At 38.7% G+C, this 15,699-nt stretch carries 19 protein-coding genes and 1 riboswitch; of the genes, 8 read left to right on the forward strand and 11 right to left on the reverse strand.

All coding sequences use genetic code 11. From position 1 onward, the window contains the following. Positions 1-62 precede the first annotated feature (62 nt). The 3 genes from HMPREF9096_RS01005 to HMPREF9096_RS00995 all read left to right on the forward strand — a co-directional run bounded on the left by HMPREF9096_RS01005 (position 63) and on the right by HMPREF9096_RS00995 (position 1,723). A complete protein-coding gene (locus HMPREF9096_RS01005) occupies positions 63-353 on the forward strand; it encodes a putative quinol monooxygenase (RefSeq protein WP_005647085.1) in 291 nt (96 codons plus the stop codon). Positions 354-468: 115 nt separating this feature from the next. Next, positions 469-1,209, forward strand: coding sequence for a pyruvate formate lyase 1-activating protein (gene pflA, locus HMPREF9096_RS01000; protein ID WP_005635116.1), 741 nt, complete (start codon positions 469-471; stop codon positions 1,207-1,209). 31 nt (positions 1,210-1,240) lie between these two features. Then, positions 1,241-1,723 carry a surface-adhesin protein E gene (locus tag HMPREF9096_RS00995; protein WP_009500888.1) on the forward strand — a complete coding sequence of 161 codons (483 nt, stop codon included), beginning with the start codon at positions 1,241-1,243 and terminating at the stop codon, positions 1,721-1,723. A 47-nt stretch (positions 1,724-1,770) separates the two neighbouring features. On the opposite strand, the gene dsbB is transcribed toward HMPREF9096_RS00995, so the two are convergent. Both dsbB and nhaB read right to left on the reverse strand, forming a co-directional pair. Continuing rightward, positions 1,771-2,304, reverse strand: a complete 534-nt coding sequence (gene dsbB / locus HMPREF9096_RS00990; protein ID WP_009500889.1) for a disulfide bond formation protein DsbB — start codon at positions 2,302-2,304, stop codon at positions 1,771-1,773. A gap of 9 nt (positions 2,305-2,313) precedes the next feature. After that, positions 2,314-3,858: a Na(+)/H(+) antiporter NhaB gene (nhaB, locus tag HMPREF9096_RS00985; RefSeq protein ID WP_009500890.1), complete on the reverse strand. Its 1,545-nt coding sequence runs from the start codon at positions 3,856-3,858 to the stop codon at positions 2,314-2,316. A gap of 124 nt (positions 3,859-3,982) precedes the next feature. Between nhaB and fadR the strand changes: the two genes are divergently transcribed. The 4 genes from fadR (at position 3,983) to ruvX (ending at position 6,489) form a co-directional block, all read left to right on the forward strand. Beyond that, entirely contained in the window at positions 3,983-4,708 is a 726-nt protein-coding gene (gene fadR, locus HMPREF9096_RS00980; protein ID WP_009500891.1) for a fatty acid metabolism transcriptional regulator FadR, read from the forward strand. A gap of 61 nt (positions 4,709-4,769) precedes the next feature. Continuing rightward, positions 4,770-5,507, forward strand: coding sequence for a 16S rRNA (uracil(1498)-N(3))-methyltransferase (rsmE, locus tag HMPREF9096_RS00975; RefSeq protein WP_009500892.1), 738 nt, complete (start codon positions 4,770-4,772; stop codon positions 5,505-5,507). After that, positions 5,504-6,064: a YqgE/AlgH family protein gene (locus HMPREF9096_RS00970; protein ID WP_005627726.1), complete on the forward strand. Its 561-nt coding sequence runs from the start codon at positions 5,504-5,506 to the stop codon at positions 6,062-6,064. Before rsmE ends, HMPREF9096_RS00970 begins: the two co-directional genes overlap by 4 nt. Beyond that, positions 6,064-6,489, forward strand: coding sequence for a Holliday junction resolvase RuvX (ruvX, locus tag HMPREF9096_RS00965; RefSeq protein WP_009500893.1), 426 nt, complete (start codon positions 6,064-6,066; stop codon positions 6,487-6,489). The genes HMPREF9096_RS00970 and ruvX overlap by 1 nt, the downstream gene beginning before the upstream one ends. 142 nt (positions 6,490-6,631) lie before the next feature. Here the strand turns inward: ruvX and yegQ are convergent, their stop codons facing one another. From yegQ to efp, 9 genes are all read right to left on the reverse strand, one after another. Further along, complete coding sequence (yegQ, locus tag HMPREF9096_RS00960) at positions 6,632-8,011, reverse strand: tRNA 5-hydroxyuridine modification protein YegQ (RefSeq protein ID WP_009500894.1); 1,380 nt, start codon at positions 8,009-8,011, stop codon at positions 6,632-6,634. 231 nt (positions 8,012-8,242) lie between these two features. Then, on the reverse strand, positions 8,243-8,923 hold the full coding sequence (thiE, locus tag HMPREF9096_RS00955) for a thiamine phosphate synthase (RefSeq protein ID WP_009500895.1): 681 nt from the start codon (positions 8,921-8,923) through the stop codon (positions 8,243-8,245). 10 nt (positions 8,924-8,933) lie between these two features. Continuing rightward, the gene (gene thiD / locus HMPREF9096_RS00950; protein WP_009500896.1) at positions 8,934-9,743 is read right to left on the reverse strand and encodes a bifunctional hydroxymethylpyrimidine kinase/phosphomethylpyrimidine kinase; all 810 of its coding nucleotides are present in this window, start codon (positions 9,741-9,743) and stop codon (positions 8,934-8,936) included. Next, positions 9,736-10,530, reverse strand: a complete 795-nt coding sequence (thiM, locus tag HMPREF9096_RS00945; RefSeq protein WP_009500897.1) for a hydroxyethylthiazole kinase — start codon at positions 10,528-10,530, stop codon at positions 9,736-9,738. The genes thiD and thiM overlap by 8 nt, the downstream gene beginning before the upstream one ends. Positions 10,531-10,545: 15 nt before the next feature. Next, positions 10,546-11,193, reverse strand: coding sequence for a thiaminase II (tenA, locus tag HMPREF9096_RS00940; RefSeq protein ID WP_032803587.1), 648 nt, complete (start codon positions 11,191-11,193; stop codon positions 10,546-10,548). 9 nt (positions 11,194-11,202) lie between these two features. Continuing rightward, positions 11,203-12,147 (reverse strand): ABC transporter substrate-binding protein, encoded by a 945-nt coding sequence (locus HMPREF9096_RS00935; protein ID WP_009500899.1) that lies wholly within the window; start codon positions 12,145-12,147, stop codon positions 11,203-11,205. Between the two features lie 25 nt (positions 12,148-12,172). Continuing rightward, on the reverse strand, positions 12,173-12,910 hold the full coding sequence (locus HMPREF9096_RS00930) for an ABC transporter permease (protein ID WP_009500900.1): 738 nt from the start codon (positions 12,908-12,910) through the stop codon (positions 12,173-12,175). Further along, on the reverse strand, positions 12,907-13,632 hold the full coding sequence (locus HMPREF9096_RS00925; RefSeq protein WP_009500901.1) for an ABC transporter ATP-binding protein: 726 nt from the start codon (positions 13,630-13,632) through the stop codon (positions 12,907-12,909). The genes HMPREF9096_RS00930 and HMPREF9096_RS00925 overlap by 4 nt, the downstream gene beginning before the upstream one ends. Before the next feature lie 74 nt (positions 13,633-13,706). Beyond that, positions 13,707-13,798: riboswitch (TPP riboswitch) on the reverse strand. Between the two features lie 216 nt (positions 13,799-14,014). After that, positions 14,015-14,581 carry an elongation factor P gene (efp, locus tag HMPREF9096_RS00920; RefSeq protein WP_005635150.1) on the reverse strand — a complete coding sequence of 189 codons (567 nt, stop codon included), beginning with the start codon at positions 14,579-14,581 and terminating at the stop codon, positions 14,015-14,017. A 37-nt stretch (positions 14,582-14,618) separates the two neighbouring features. Between efp and epmB the strand changes: the two genes are divergently transcribed. Continuing rightward, on the forward strand, positions 14,619-15,635 hold the full coding sequence (gene epmB, locus HMPREF9096_RS00915) for an EF-P beta-lysylation protein EpmB (protein ID WP_009500903.1): 1,017 nt from the start codon (positions 14,619-14,621) through the stop codon (positions 15,633-15,635). Positions 15,636-15,699 lie beyond the last annotated feature (64 nt).

Below are 15,699 nucleotides of genomic sequence, written 5' to 3' on the forward strand. Positions count from 1 at the left end.
TAATATAAACCACTCACAGAATAGTTTTGTGAGTGGTTTATTTTTATATAGGAGAGCAAATTATGCTAACAGTTATTGCCCAATTTTCAGTAAAAGCGGACAAAATTAATGATTTTCTAGCCCAATGCCAAGAATTAATTAAGCATACTCGTCAAGAAACAGGATGCGTATCTTATGAATTACAACAAAATAGCGAACAAGCTAATCATTATGTTTTTATTGAGCAATGGAAAAGCAAAGCCGATTTAGAACAACATTTTGCAACGCCACACTTTACCTCAATTGTACCTGTATTGGTCGAGTATTGTGAACAAGCGCCAGTGGTGCAAACTTTTCAAAAAGTCAGCGAATAATGACCGCACTTTGATAAATATATTTTAATTATGAGCCTGATTTAAATCAGGCTCATTTTTTATAAACTAAATCTTTGGTAAAATTTAGCTATATCTAGTTTTAGGAAATTTATGTATGTCAGTTCTTGGACGAATTCACTCTTTTGAATCCTGTGGCACTGTAGATGGGCCAGGTATTCGTTTTATTTTATTTATGCAAGGCTGCTTGATGCGCTGCAAATATTGCCACAATCGTGACACTTGGGATCTTGAAGGTGGTAAAGAAATCAGTGTCGAAGATTTAATGAAAGAAGTAGTGACTTACCGCCATTTTATGAATGCTACTGGCGGTGGTGTCACTGCATCTGGTGGCGAGGCTGTGTTACAAGCTGAGTTTGTACGTGATTGGTTCCGTGCTTGTAAAGCAGAGGGGATTAATACTTGCTTAGATACAAATGGTTTTGTACGTCATTATGATCATATTATTGATGAATTATTAGATGTAACAGATCTTGTTTTACTCGATTTAAAAGAGCTTAATGATCAAGTTCATCAAAATCTTATTGGGGTACCAAATAAACGCACCCTTGAATTTGCAAAATATTTGCAAAAACGTAATCAACGTACATGGATTCGTTATGTTGTTGTTCCTGGTTATACCGATAGCGATCACGATGTGCATTTATTAGGTCAGTTTATTGAAGGTATGACCAATATTGAAAAAGTTGAACTTCTTCCTTATCATCGATTGGGTGCGCATAAATGGAAAACCCTTGGGTTAGATTATGAGCTTGAAGATGTATTACCGCCAACCAAAGAATCGTTAGAGCATATTAAAACAATCCTAGAAGGTTATGGGCACACTGTAAAATTCTAGAATAAATGTCAGCTAACATAAGGAGTAAATAATGAAAAAAATTATTTTAACATTATCACTTGGGTTACTTACCGCCTGTTCTGCTCAAACTCAAAAGGCTGAACAAAATGATGTGAAGCTGACACCGCCGACTGATGTGCGAAGCGGATATATACGTTTAGTGAAGAATGTAAATTATTACATCGATAGTGAATCGATCTGGGTGGATAATCAAGAACCACAAATTGTACATTTTGATGCTGTGGTTAATTTAGATAAGGGATTATATGTTTATCCTGAGCCTAAACGTTATGCACGTTCTGTTCGTCAGTACAAAATTTTGAATTGTGCAAATTATCATTTAACTCAAGTGCGAACTGATTTCTATGATGAATTTTGGGGGCAGGGTTTGCGTGCTGCGCCTAAAAAGCAAAAGAAACATACATTAAATTTAACACCTGATACAACGCTTTATAATGCTGCTCAGATTATTTGTGCGAATTATGGCAGAGCACAGCCTTCAGATAAAAAATAACAAAATCTCGCGGATAAAAAAATACGGTGAAATTTCACCGTATTTTTTTAATTAAATATTCTTCTTTGTTTTCGTGTTTTGACTACTTGCACTATTAATAATAACGCAAGAATTATCACATATACTGCAAAAATAAATACCAACCATTGCACCATCGTCACACCAAATAATGACCATTGACTTTCATTACAAGAGCCGGTCGGGCTAAACATAAATGGAAACCATTGGTGAAACGGTAAAGTCTCAGGAAAGTTTGGAATAAATTCACATTGTTTCCAAGGGGCTGGATTCATTTGTAAATCAAGATGACGGAATGAAACCAATAATCCCTTAATGCTACTGAATAAGCCTAATGCCAAAGCGATTAATCGAATGATTAAAGCGCGAGGTTGAAGTAAACCTATAATGCCCGCAATAAATAACCCAATTATTGCTAAACGTTCATATACACAAAGTACACAAGGTTGTAATCCCATTCCATATTGGAAGTAAAGTGCGGTGGATTCTAGTGCTAAACTTGAGAATGCCAGCAGGAACCAAGCAGAACGTTTTTCAGAAAATCGTTTTAAAAGTGCGAGCATTTATTCTCCTTAGATTGGCAAAATTAAGCCTAAACTTGCTAGCCAAATAGTGGCGGCTGGTAAGATAAATTCAATAGCTAGTAAACCAATGAGTGAAAGTACAATCGTGTAAGGTAAAGCCATATAAACCATTCTTCCGTAAGAAAGACGAATTAATGGCGCTAGCGATGAGGTCAATAAGAACAAGAATGCGGCTTGTCCATTTGGTGTTGCTACTGACGGCAAGTTTGTACCTGTATTGATTGCAACTGATAGCAATTCAAATTGGTGCGGAGCAATTACGCCATTCGTTAATGCTGCTTTGGCTTCATTGATGTAAACCGTTGCAACGAATACGTTATCAGAGATAGAAGAAAGCAAGCCGTTAAATACATAGAATAAGGCAAGCTGTGTATTTTCTTCTGAAGAAAGAACGAAGTGAATGATTGGTGCAAAAAGTTTTTGATCAATAATTACGGCAACTACTGAGAAGAATACCACGAGCAATGCAGTGAAAGGTAAGGATTCTTGGAATGCTTTACCGATAGTGTGCTCGTCAGTCACACCTGTGAATGCTGTAGCAAAAATGATGATACTTAAACCAATTAAGCCTACCGCCGCGAGATGGAACGCCAATCCAAGAATTAACCAAATCGCGATTAACGCTTGGACGCCTAATTTGATTTTGTCTTGTTTAGACATTTTCTCTGAATTAGTGCGGTCTAAATCTGACAAGATTTTCCATACGTCTTCAGGTAACTTTTCACCATAACCAAATAATTTGAATTTTTCGACTAAGAAGCAAGTGAGCAATCCGCAGATAAATACTGGAACAGTAACTGGTGCCATGCGGAAGAAAAATTCGATGAAGTTCCATTTGGCTTGTTCGGCAATGATTAAGTTTTGTGGTTCACCCACCATTGTCATTACGCCACCAAGTGCAGTTCCGACACCAGCATGCATCATCAAACTACGTAAGAATGAACGGAATTTTTCTAAGGTTTCATGATGTTGTGTTGCAATTTTTCCATCATCAGCAATATCAACGGCATCAATTAAATTATTACCTGATGCGACTTTGTGATAAACACCATAGAATCCCATTGCTACGCTGATAATTACGGCAACAACCGTTAATGCATCAAGGAAAGCTGATAGGAAGGCTGCACTAAAACAGAAAGCTAAGGAAAGCGCGATTTTTGAACGAATTTTGACAAGTAGTTTCGTGAATACGTAAAGAAGCAGTTGTTTCATGAAGAAAATTCCTGCCACCATGAACATTAATAGCAATACCACTTCAAAGTTTGCCATAATTTCCGTTTTTACGTGTTCTACGTTAGTCATCCCTATAATTATAGCTTCAATTGCTAATAAGCCACCGGGTTGTAACGGATAGCATTTTAATGCCATTGCTAACGTAAAAATGAATTCAGCAACGAGCAACCAACCCGCAAGAAAGGGACTGATAAAAAAGAAAATAATTGGATTAACAATGAGAAAAACGACAATGGCGAGTTTGTACCAATCTGGGCTCGCTCCAAGAAAGTTTTTCATAAAGGCTTGTGTGTTTGTCATAGAGCACTCCATTATTTTTTATTGCGCTAACATTGTAATATATCCCCCTTTAAAGGATAATAAAAAGTGAGTAATTTTTTTATAAAATTGCATTTTTTTTGATTTTTATCTGATTTTTTAATATATGCAACATGATAATGACATTTTGAAAGCCCAAAGCCCCGCCGCTTTAGCTGAAGAATATATAGTGAAAAGCATTTGGCAAGATGTTTTCCCTGCGGGCAGCAATTTACCCTCAGAGCGTGATTTGGCTGATAAGATTGGTGTAACGCGTACAACTTTACGTGAAGTTTTACAACGTTTGGCTCGTGATGGTTGGTTGACAATTCAGCACGGTAAACCCACAAAAGTAAATAATATTTGGGACACAGCAGGGCCGAATATTATTGAAACGCTAATCGGTTTAGATATGCAGTCAGCACCTTTGATTATTGATAATATGTTGTCTTTACGCAGTAAAATGTCTGAATCTTATATTTATGAGGCAGTAAAAAATTCTCCTCAACAATCTGCCGCACTTTTTGCTGAATTAGATCAATTACAAAATACGGCGCAAGATTATACAGAATTTGATTATAAATTATTCCGTCAATTTACCGTAGTGGCTAATAAACCCTTTTATCGTTTAATTTTTAATAGTTTGAAAGGGGTTTATCAACGAATTGGTTTTTTATTTTTTAAAGAAGAAAAACATCGAGAACTTACAAAAACATTCTATTTAGAAATGCAACAAATTTGCCTTACGGGAAATGCTGATGCGGTGGTAGATTGTATTCGTAAACACAATTTACGTTCTTCAACTTATTGGAAAGCTATTCTAGAGCGATTGCCGCAGAACCTTTCGGATTAATTTCAACATCAAAAGTGCGGTGAAGTTTAACCGCACTTTTTTATTAATATAGATAAACATTATGCGCATACCAAGAATTTATCATCCTGAATCCCTTAAAAATCAAACTCAATGTCAACTTTCCGAAGACGCGGCAAACCATGTAGGGCGCGTGTTAAGAATGACAGAAGGCGAGCAAATTGAACTCTTTGATGGTTCTAATCATATTTATCCAGCCAAAATTATTGAGTCGAATAAAAAAGCTGTAAAGGTAGCGATTTTTGGGCGTGAGCTTGCGGATAAAGAATCCAATTTAAAAATTCATTTGGGACAAGTGATTTCTCGCGGAGAGCGAATGGAATTTACCATTCAAAAATCGGTAGAATTGGGTGTGAATGTGATTACGCCATTATGGTCAGAACGCTGTGGCGTAAAGCTTGATGGCGAACGCATGGATAAAAAAATCCAACAATGGCAAAAAATTGCGATTGCTGCTTGTGAACAGTGTGGCCGTAATATAGTGCCAGAGATTCGTCCACTGATGAAATTGCAAGATTGGTGCGCAGAAAATGACGGATCGCTAAAATTGAATTTGCATCCACGCGCGCAATATTCTATTAAAACGTTACCGAATATTCCCGTTGAAGGCGTTCGCTTATTAATTGGCTCAGAAGGTGGATTATCTGCACAAGAAATTGCACAAACTGAACAGCAAGGATTTACTGAAATTTTATTAGGAAAGCGTGTTTTGCGTACTGAAACTGCATCGCTTGCGGCGATTAGTGCACTACAAATTTGTTTTGGAGATTTAGGTGAATGATGGAGTTACAAGGGAAATTTTTGATCGCGATGCCACACTTAGACGATTATTTTAATCGTACTGTGGTGTTTATGTGCGAGCATAATGAGCAAGGCTCGATGGGGTTAGTGATTAATCAGCCAACGGATTTAAGCATTGCGGAACTTTATTCAAAACTCAATTTTATGATGAAAAATGACCGCACTTTCAGCAATGAAATGGTGGTAGCAGGTGGTCCTATGCATAGCGAAAGAGGTTTTATTCTACATAAGAATACACCTAATGAATTCCAGCATACTTATAAAATCACGGATGATCTTTCAATGACAACCTCTGCTGATGTAATAGAGACGCTAGGTTCTGAACTTGCACCAGAAAAATATCTTATCGCTCTAGGATGCTCTAGCTGGGAGGCTGGGCAGTTGGAAAAAGAAATCACTGATAATGCTTGGTTAGTCGCGACTGCGAACGATCAGATTTTATTCGATATGCCTTATGATGAGCGCTATGTTGCGGCGAATCAATTGCTTGGTATTCACCCACATAATTTTGTGTTTGCACAGGTGGGGCATAGCTAATGGGGATTACTGCACTTGCTTTTGATTTTGGTACCAAAAGTATTGGCTGTGCTGTAGGACAAAGTATTACTGGCACCGCACAAGCCTTGCCTGCTTTTAAGGCGCAAGATGGTATCCCAAACTGGGATGTGATCGAAAAATGCTTGAAAGAATGGAAACCAGATGTCGTCGTTGTTGGTTTGCCTTTAAATATGGACGGAACAGAACAAGATCTCACTTTGCGTGCTCGTAAATTTGCAAATCGTTTACAAGGTCGTTTTGGCGTTAATGTTCAGTTGCAAGATGAACGTCTAACAACAACAGAGGCTCGTAGTGAAATTTTTGACAGAGGCGGTTTTCGTGCCTTAAAAAAAGGTAAAGTAGATGGGATCTCTGCTTGTTTGATTCTAGAAAGTTGGTTTGAGGTCGCAGAATATTCCGAATAAAAAAAGCCCTTTCAAAAGCTGAAAGGGCAAAAATATTTGGAGTCATACTATGAGTTGTTGAATTAACAAATCAGGTATGTGGCGTATTATAATAATAAAATACAAAAACGCAACATTTTTTTAACAAATAATTTTTTGTCATTTAATTATGTGGATTTCTTGTATTGCTATTGACTAAATTACGCATTAGTAAAGCGTGGTCTAAGTTGATATCTTGTGGTACGTCTAAGAACACAAAATGCCCATCACCTAGTGCTGCATCAACTGCTTCATTTTTACGATTTAGCATTTTTTCAATCTTAAAGACGATGTTGCCTTGTGGTGTCATCATTTCCACTTCATCTCCAAGCAAGAATTTGTTTTTCACCGCCACTTCAGCCATACCTTGTTCGTTACGTTTACCAGTAAATTCACCGACAAACTGTTGACGATCAGAAATAGAATAACCGTATTCGTAATTTTGGTATTCATCGTGTGTATGACGACGTAAGAAACCTTCGGTATAACCACGATGAGCAAGGGATTCCAACGTATCCATTAAGCTTTCATCAAATGGTTTGCCCGCAGCCGCATCATCAATGGCTTTGCGGTAAACTTGTGCGGTTCTTGCGCAGTAATAGAATGATTTAGTACGACCTTCGATTTTTAAAGAATGCACACCAAGTGCGGTCAATTTTTCCACGTGTTGTACTGCACGCAGATCTTTTGAGTTCATAAAATAGGTGCCGTGCTCATCTTCAAAAGCCGTCATTTGCTCGTCTGGCTTTTGTGATTCGGTATAAAGGAAAACTTTATCTGTTACCGCACCTTCGCCTAAAGTTGGCGCCACATTTTTCACTTCGATTTGTTGAGCGGGATCGATTTTCGGCACGATGTTGCCCACTTCATCCGTAGTGCCTTCTTCCATTTTGTATTCCCAACGGCAAGCATTCGTGCAAGTACCTTGGTTTGGGTCGCGTTTGTTGATATAGCCAGAAAGCAAGCAACGGCCAGAATACGCCATGCACAACGCACCGTGTACGAAAATTTCGAGTTCGATATCGGGCACATGTTGGCGAATTTCAGCGATCTCTTCGATGGATAATTCGCGCGATAAAATCACACGCGTTAACCCCATTTGTTTCCAGAATTTTACCGTTGCCCAGTTTACCGCATTTGCTTGTACAGAAAGATGAATATCAATATCGGGGAAGTTTTCACGCACCAACATAATTAAGCCTGGGTCAGACATAATTAAGGCATCAGGGCCCATGTCAATCACAGGTTGTAAATCTTTGATAAAGGTTTTGAGTTTGGAGTTATGCGGTGCAATGTTTACGACCACATAGAATTTTTTGCCAAGCGCATGGGCCTCATCGATCCCGATTTTTAAATTGGCATGATTAAATTCATTGTTACGTACACGCAAGCTATAACGAGGTTGGCCTGCATAAACGGCGTCTGCACCATAGGCAAAAGCATAGCGCATATTTTTGAGAGAGCCAGCTGGGGAAAGTAATTCTGGTTTGAATTGGGTTGTCATAATATTCTCTTTTGTCTGATTTCAGGTCAGGGATTTGCGCTAGGCAAATCGTTAGGTGGGGTATTGTAGAGAAAATATTTGGCTTGTAAAGGAAAGTGCGGTCAAATCCTAATTAGAAATTCAGTTTATCTGGTTCTGATATAAAGATTTAACCGCTTGAATTATCCTATATTAAATAAAATTATGGGCTCCAAATTTTGCCCTATGACAATTGCTTGTCTTTTATTTTGATTATGAGTTAACTATATTACTTTCTTCCTTTAAAGCTTGCGTTGCTGATTTTATATTATTTGCTTGAGTTATGGCTGTGATCACAGCAACACCATCTGCGCCGTATTTCCGTAGGGGTTTCACATGTTCTAGTTTTATCCCTCCAATCGCTACAAGAGGTTTGGTGATACCTCCATTTCTCAAGGTTTGAATAAATTCCATTCCTAGAGTCGGGGAAGGATTTTCTTTTGACTGGGTTGTGAAAATTGGACCAACACCAAAATAGTCGATTTCAGATAATTCCTCTCCGATTCTGGCTTCATCTAATCGGTTGACCGACCAACCAATAATCAGAGGTTTATTGGTTTTTGCTCGAATCGTTTTTACAGGCGTATCGCTTTGTCCAACATGAATTCCATCCGCTTCAATTTCCAATGCTAAATCAACGTTGTCATCAACAATAAATGGCACATTATATTGACGACATAAGTCTCGGCACTTAATGGCTAAGGAGCGCTGTTCATCTGGCGAATTTTCGAGTGAGAATTTGCCTTTATCGCGAAATTGAAAACAGGTAATTCCACCTTCTAAAGCTTGTCTAAGAACAGAAAGCAAGTTATCAGCTGGATTATCACCTAAATGTCGGCAATCTTGTGTGCCTGCTACAAAATAGAGCGGTAAAATTTCTTGAATATTTTTCATCTTTCAATCCTTAAAGGCGACTGTAAGCCCAATGATTTGTTGGTCCATGTCCATGACCAATATTCAATGGGTGAGAGATGGCTGCCGTAATAAAATCTTTAGCAGTTTTTACCGCACTTTTTAATGGCGCGCCTTTGGCTAATTCTGCCGTTAAGCAGGCTGAAAAAGTACAGCCTGTACCGTGAGTATGTTGTGTATCGAAACGCGGACTTTCTAAAACAAGATGCTCAGCATTTTGTAAAAGGATCCAATCTTGGCATTGCTGACTTTGTGAATTGAGCGAATGTCCACCTTTAATAATCACATTCTTTGCTCCTTGTTTTTGCAAGTCTAACGCAGCTTGTTGAATGCTGGCTGTATCAGAAATTTTGATGCCTGTTAAAGCTTCTGCTTCGGGAATATTAGGTGTAATCACATCGGCAAGTGGCAATAAATATTTGCTTAATGCGGAAACTGCTTGTTGTTGCAATAAAGGCGCTCCACCTTTCGCAATCATCACAGGATCAACCACTAATGTGCCAAATGGGCGATGACTTAAAAAATCAGCAACACATTCAATAATATCTGCTGTGCCAAGCATACCAATTTTGGCACTTGCAATCTGAAAGTCATTTTTGACCGCTTCCAGTTGTGCTTGAATCGTGTTCAGTGGAATTGGGTGAATATCAAATACGCCAAGTGTGTTTTGAGCAGTGACTGCAGTAATCACTGAAGTGCCAAAAACACCCTGCATTTGAAAGGTTTTGAGATCGGCTTGAATTCCAGCTCCACCACCGCTGTCAGAACCAGCAATAGTCAATACTTGTGCGATGTTAGACATATTTCACCTCCGCATTTTGTTCTATTACATTAGGTGTTAAAGCAGACAATTCATCAAGTAAGCGAATTTGGAACTGCCCAACTTGTGTGGTTAAGTTTTTAGCCGCAATCTCTCCTGCAATGGTGTAAGCAGCACAAGCTTCGAGTGTTGCTGAAAAATGTTTACCTTCATCAACGGCTAAAAATGCTGCGCATACTGCACTTAATAAACAACCCGATGCGGTGACTTTTGGAAATAGCGGCGTACCGTTATGGATTGTGGCAGTTTGCTGACCATCACTGATAATATCGACCTCGCCACTAATTAGCACCGTACATCCATAGCGTTGTGCAACACGTTGAGCAACCTCTTGTAGATTTGTTTTTCCTTGTCCTGCATCGACGCCTTTTGCTTGCCAGTTTGCACCTGCAATTGCTGCAAGTTCACCCGCGTTACCTCGGATTAAGGTAAATTTCACTTCAGCCAATAATTGACGGATAGTTTCGCGTCGGTAGCTAGTCGCGCCTACTCCAACAGGATCAAGCACCACAGGAATACCTATTGAATTCGCTGTTTTACCCGCTAGTAACATGGCATCTCGCTCTTGACCAATGACTGTCCCGATATTGATGACTAATGCTTGGCTGATTTTTGGTAGTTCAATCATTTCTTCAATATTAGCAGACATCAACGGTGATGCACCCAAAGCAAGTAAACCATTGGCACTAAAATTTGCCGCAACAATATTGGTAATATTATGAATCAATGGATTCTGTTCACAGATTTTTGATAAATAAACTGATTTCATTTTACACCTTCATTTTTATGCTAAATCGAATCCCATTTGCCAAAATCCGATTTCCATTCGAGTGGCTGTGGTAAAAATCTGTTGGATATTAGCTATTTGAGAATCATTAAGTGGCTCACAAAGTGCGGTAAGAAAATCAACAGTTTCTTGTGCGGCTTGTTGATATTCTGGTGCCGAGTATGCGTCAATCCATGCTTGATAAGGATTGCTTGGTAGTTTTGGATAATTTTCTGTGATGTAGCGGGCGACTTGTGCGTAACCTAAAGCACAAGGCGTAACAGCTGCATATAGCTCTGGTAAGCCACCCATCATTCCACAATCAAGCAGGTAACGTGTATAGGAAATACATGCTGCACTTTCTGGTGTTTGGAATATTTCCTGTTCACTTATTTCCCATTGTCGGCAGTAATCCAAATGTAATTGGATTTCTTGGCAAAGAATGTCGAGCGTTTTACGCGGCATGTCCATTTCGGCAAAATTTCTCGCCTTGAACACGCCTAAGGCAAAAGCACGGCTATAATGGAAAAGATAGATGTAATCTTGTTTTAAATAGTGTTGAAAACAAGCTTTTGGCAAGGTGCCTTTTGCAAGTTGCTGCACAAATTCATGCTCAACATATTGCTTCCAATAAGGTTGTGCTTGCTGAATGAGTTGCTTGATCATCATTTTCCCTTACTGTAATTCGACAGTATAGTCTTTCAATTCAAGTGCTTTTGGAATCAAGCCTTTTTGATGCATAAATTCCGCCATTTGTTGATAACGTTTGGCATCCAATTGACGAGGTTTCGTTGCTAATAAAGGCAAGGTATCTTTCCACGCTAATTGATTTAATTCTGTATTGAGTTCTTTTGGCTTATGGTTCACAAAAGCTTGCCATGCTTCATCTGGATGGCTTTGTAGATAGGCTGTAGCTTGCTCAAGTGCGGTCAAAAAAGCAGAAATTTTTTTAGAGGCAAGACTGTTTCTATTCGCCACTAAAATCAATTCATCATAAGCTGGCACACCATATTGTTCTGGGAAAAATGCCACGCCTTCTTGTTTTTCTAAATGGATTTGATTCAGTTCGAAATTACGAAATGCCCCGATGACCGCATCGACTTGTCCTGTTAAAAGGGAAGGGGAAAGCGACCAATTCACATTCACCAATTTTACGTCTTGGTTGCTGAGCCCGATAGAGTGGAGCATGGTATCGAGTAATACATCCTCAAAGCCACTGACTGAATAGCCCACTTTTTTCCCTTTCAGGTCGGCAAGCGTTTTGATATTGCTATTTTTTAGAACCACTACGCTATTTAATGGGCTGGAAATCAGAGAGCCGACATGCACTAAAGGTAATCCTTCCGCAACTTGTTGATAAAGTTGAGGTTGATAATTAATGGCTAAATCCACTTTTCCTGCAGCAGCCAATTTAGGCGGTAACGATGGATCGGCTGGTTCGATAATTTCGACATCTAAGTTATTTTTTTCAAAAAAGCCTTTTTGTTGCGCCACGATGATCGCTGCGTGATCAGGGTTCACATACCAATCAAGCATTAAGCTAATTTTCTCTCTTGCCAAACTGGTAAAACTGGCGCTGAGTCCAATTACAAGACTGAAATAACGGATGATTTTCTTCATTTTTGTCTCCTTTTGTCATGAAGTGTTAAACGTGCCAAATAAAACGGCGTAGTAGCCAATCGATGCTGAAATATAAACAAAGCGAAATTGCCACTAAGATCAGCAATGCGGCAAACATTAAATCTACCTGCATACGAGCGTTGGCATGGATCATTAAATAGCCAAGCCCTTCTGATGAACCTACCCATTCTCCGATTACGGCACCAATCGGGGCGACTGAAACAGCGATTCGAAAGCCTGATGCAAATGCAGGTAAAGCAGCTGGTAAACGTACTTTAAGTAATAAACGTAAAGATGAGAGTTTGAACGTTTTAGCGAGATCGAGCCAAGCTTTAGGCGTATTGCGTAAGCCATCGTAACAAGCTGCAGTTACGGGGAAATAGATAATGAGAATAGCCATAACAATTTTTGATGGCATTCCATAACCTAGCCAAAGTACGAGTATCGGAGCGATAGCAAAAACAGGAATCGCTTGAGAAATCACTAAAACCGGTAATAGTAAGGACGATATTTTAGGCGAAAAAGAGAGTAATAGGGCTGATGACAATCCAAAAAGAAAACCCAGTAGCAGCCCTAAGCCAATTTCAATTAAGGTGATTAGTGTATGTTGCCAAAGCAGTTCTGAATGAGAAGTTAATTGCAGCCATACAGCTTGCGGAGAAGGAAATATGTAATGGGGAAAATCACCGAATACACCAATAAGTTGCCAAAGACAAAGCAATATAATTCCAATAAAGAGCGGTTTAAGAAGGCTAAGTTTCATCTTTTTCCCTCTAATAACTCGTTCAATAATTGCTGTTGGAGCATCCACAAATTGTTTTGGTTTAGATCTCGTGGTGCTTTACCTTCAGGTTTTATGACATCGGATAATGCTGATTGATTAGGCTGCGGTGAACGTAATACAAAAATACGTTGGCTTAAGCGTAATGCTTCTTGAGGATCATGGGTAACTAATAACACTGATTTATTTTTTAATAGTTCATAGGCCAAGTTTTGTAATTGGTAACGACTAATCGCATCAAGAGCAGAGAAAGGTTCATCAAGTAAAACTAAATCAGCGTTTTGCATTAATACTCGAGCGAGTGCCACTCTTTGTTTTTGCCCTCCAGATAATTGAGCACAGTTTTTATGCAGATGCTCTGACATACCCACTTGTTCAAGTAGTGCTTTTGCTTGAAGAGTTGTTTTTGCAGATTTATTTCCAAATAGTACGTTTTCTAATTGGACGTTATCAACAATTGAAAGCCAGGGATAAAGGGTATCTTTTTGTGGTAACCATGCCACTCGAATATTTGGATGTGAGATGATATTGCCTTGGATTTTCCCTTGTATATCAAGCCCTGCAATTAATCTCAAAAGCGTTGATTTACCTACACCAGAGCAGCCAAGTAAACTCACCCACTCATTAGGCAAAAGCGTTAAATCAAGGTGTTCAAATAGTACTTGTTCTCCAAAAGCAAGACTAAGATCCTGAATATGCACCATAGCACTAACCTAAGGATTAACTACTAAAAGTAACGATAGAAAAGGAATGAAAAGAGGTATGAAGAATGAGAAAGTATTTTTGCATATTAGTTTCCTACGTCAGTGCTAACTGTTTCAGGTTCACGGGTATCATCTCAGCCATCTTGTGGCACCCCGACTAAAAGTAGGAAAAATTCTATACTGCAATGAAAAATAAAACAAGGCTGAATTTTATTGGCTTTGGTTTATCATTTTTTAGAAAAACTAAATTTATAAAAAATGCCTTTCCGATTTTATACTTCGGAAAGGCATTGAAATTGAATGTGGTTTTATCCATTTTAGATATTTATACTATTTCTAAATAATACCGTAGAAATTAACCGCACTTTTGTCATCTAAGTAATTATTTTACGCGAGATACGTATTCGCCAGAACGAGTATCTACTTTGATTACTTCACCGATTTGAACGAAAAGAGGCACTTTTACTACTGCGCCAGTGCTTAATGTTGCTGGTTTACCGCCAGTACCTGCTGTATCGCCTTTAAGACCTGGGTCTGTATCGACGATTTCTAATTCAACAAAGTTTGGTGGAGTAACAGTAATTGGCGCACCATTCCATAAAGTCACGATACAATCTGCTTGGTCTAATAACCATTTTTCTGCATCACCTACAGCTTTTGCATCAGCAGAGTATTGTTCAAATGTTTCTGGGTGCATGAAGTACCAGAATGCATCGTCTTTGTATGAATAAGTTAAGTTAAGATCCATAACATCAGCAGCTTCAACCGAAGTACCAGATTTGAAGTTTACGTCTAATACTTTGCCTGAAATTAATTTACGAATACGAGTACGGGTGAAAGCTTGACCTTTACCTGGTTTTACGAATTCATTTTCAACGATTACGCAAGGTTCACCGTCTTGCATAAATTTTAGACCTGGTTTGAAATCACTGGTAGTATATGTAGCCATATTTTTAATATCCTAAAAATTAGAGATGGTTTGAAAAGTGCGTATTTTAACCCAAGAACCCGTCATTAGAGAAGAACAAAATTGGCTCACAATTCTAAAAAATGCGATTTCAGATCCTAAATTATTGCTAAAAGCCTTAAATTTACCAGAAGATGATTTTGAGCAATCTATTGCTGCGCGGAAACTTTTTTCTCTTCGCGTACCACAACCTTTCATCGATAAAATAGAAAAAGGTAATCCGCAAGATCCCCTTTTCTTGCAAGTGATGTGTTCTGATCTAGAGTTTGTACAAGCCGAAGGATTTAGTACGGATCCATTAGAAGAAAAAAATGCCAATGCCGTGCCGAACATTCTTCATAAATATCAAAACCGCTTGCTCTTTATGGCGAAGGGCGGTTGTGCGGTGAATTGTCGTTATTGCTTCCGCCGACATTTTCCTTACGACGAAAACCCAGGAAATAAAAAAAGCTGGCAACTGGCATTAGATTACATTGCGGTGCATCCTGAAATTGAAGAAGTGATTTTTTCAGGCGGTGATCCTTTAATGGCGAAAGATCATGAGTTAGTGTGGTTAATAAAACATTTGGAAAACATACCGCACTTACAACGTTTGCGTATTCACACTCGTTTGCCTGTTGTGATTCCGCAACGGATTACTGATGAATTCTGCACTTTATTAGCCGAAACTCGTTTGCAAACAGTTATGGTGACACACATTAATCACCCAAATGAAATTGATCAAATTTTTGCTAATGCGATGCAAAAATTAAAAGCCGTGAATGTCACGCTTTTGAATCAATCCGTTTTGCTAAAAGGCGTGAATGATGACGCACAAATTCTAAAAATATTGAGCGATAAACTTTTTCAAACAGGAATTTTGCCTTATTACTTGCATTTGCTAGATAAAGTGCAAGGGGCGAGCCATTTTCTGATTAGCGATATCGAGGCTATGCGAATTTATAAAACCTTGCAATCTCTTACATCTGGCTATCTTGTTCCCAAACTCGCACGAGAAATTGCCGGCGAACCAAATAAGACTTTATACGCGGAATAAGATCCGATAAAATATCGCGTAATTTTTTCGCCGCACTTCCGCGGCTAATTAACATGAATAACAA

The sequence above is a fragment of the Haemophilus sp. oral taxon 851 str. F0397 genome (assembly GCF_000242295.1).
In the GTDB taxonomy this organism is placed as follows: domain Bacteria; phylum Pseudomonadota; class Gammaproteobacteria; order Enterobacterales; family Pasteurellaceae; genus Haemophilus.

What these genes read in the sequence shown, in the direction of transcription:
- HMPREF9096_RS01005 (WP_005647085.1), top strand. Translation starts at nt 63, where the DNA reads ATGCTAACAGTTATTGCCCAATTTTCAGTAAAAGCGGACAAAATTAAT.
- pflA (WP_005635116.1), top strand. Translation starts at nt 469, where the DNA reads ATGTCAGTTCTTGGACGAATTCACTCTTTTGAATCCTGTGGCACTGTA.
- HMPREF9096_RS00995 (WP_009500888.1), top strand. Translation starts at nt 1,241, where the DNA reads ATGAAAAAAATTATTTTAACATTATCACTTGGGTTACTTACCGCCTGT.
- dsbB (WP_009500889.1), bottom strand. Translation starts at nt 2,304, where the DNA reads ATGCTCGCACTTTTAAAACGATTTTCTGAAAAACGTTCTGCTTGGTTC.
- nhaB (WP_009500890.1), bottom strand. Translation starts at nt 3,858, where the DNA reads ATGACAAACACACAAGCCTTTATGAAAAACTTTCTTGGAGCGAGCCCA.
- fadR (WP_009500891.1), top strand. Translation starts at nt 3,983, where the DNA reads ATGCAACATGATAATGACATTTTGAAAGCCCAAAGCCCCGCCGCTTTA.
- rsmE (WP_009500892.1), top strand. Translation starts at nt 4,770, where the DNA reads ATGCGCATACCAAGAATTTATCATCCTGAATCCCTTAAAAATCAAACT.
- HMPREF9096_RS00970 (WP_005627726.1), top strand. Translation starts at nt 5,504, where the DNA reads ATGATGGAGTTACAAGGGAAATTTTTGATCGCGATGCCACACTTAGAC.
- ruvX (WP_009500893.1), top strand. Translation starts at nt 6,064, where the DNA reads ATGGGGATTACTGCACTTGCTTTTGATTTTGGTACCAAAAGTATTGGC.
- yegQ (WP_009500894.1), bottom strand. Translation starts at nt 8,011, where the DNA reads ATGACAACCCAATTCAAACCAGAATTACTTTCCCCAGCTGGCTCTCTC.
- thiE (WP_009500895.1), bottom strand. Translation starts at nt 8,923, where the DNA reads ATGAAAAATATTCAAGAAATTTTACCGCTCTATTTTGTAGCAGGCACA.
- thiD (WP_009500896.1), bottom strand. Translation starts at nt 9,743, where the DNA reads ATGTCTAACATCGCACAAGTATTGACTATTGCTGGTTCTGACAGCGGT.
- thiM (WP_009500897.1), bottom strand. Translation starts at nt 10,530, where the DNA reads ATGAAATCAGTTTATTTATCAAAAATCTGTGAACAGAATCCATTGATT.
- tenA (WP_032803587.1), bottom strand. Translation starts at nt 11,193, where the DNA reads ATGATCAAGCAACTCATTCAGCAAGCACAACCTTATTGGAAGCAATAT.
- HMPREF9096_RS00935 (WP_009500899.1), bottom strand. Translation starts at nt 12,147, where the DNA reads ATGAAGAAAATCATCCGTTATTTCAGTCTTGTAATTGGACTCAGCGCC.
- HMPREF9096_RS00930 (WP_009500900.1), bottom strand. Translation starts at nt 12,910, where the DNA reads ATGAAACTTAGCCTTCTTAAACCGCTCTTTATTGGAATTATATTGCTT.
- HMPREF9096_RS00925 (WP_009500901.1), bottom strand. Translation starts at nt 13,632, where the DNA reads ATGGTGCATATTCAGGATCTTAGTCTTGCTTTTGGAGAACAAGTACTA.
- efp (WP_005635150.1), bottom strand. Translation starts at nt 14,581, where the DNA reads ATGGCTACATATACTACCAGTGATTTCAAACCAGGTCTAAAATTTATG.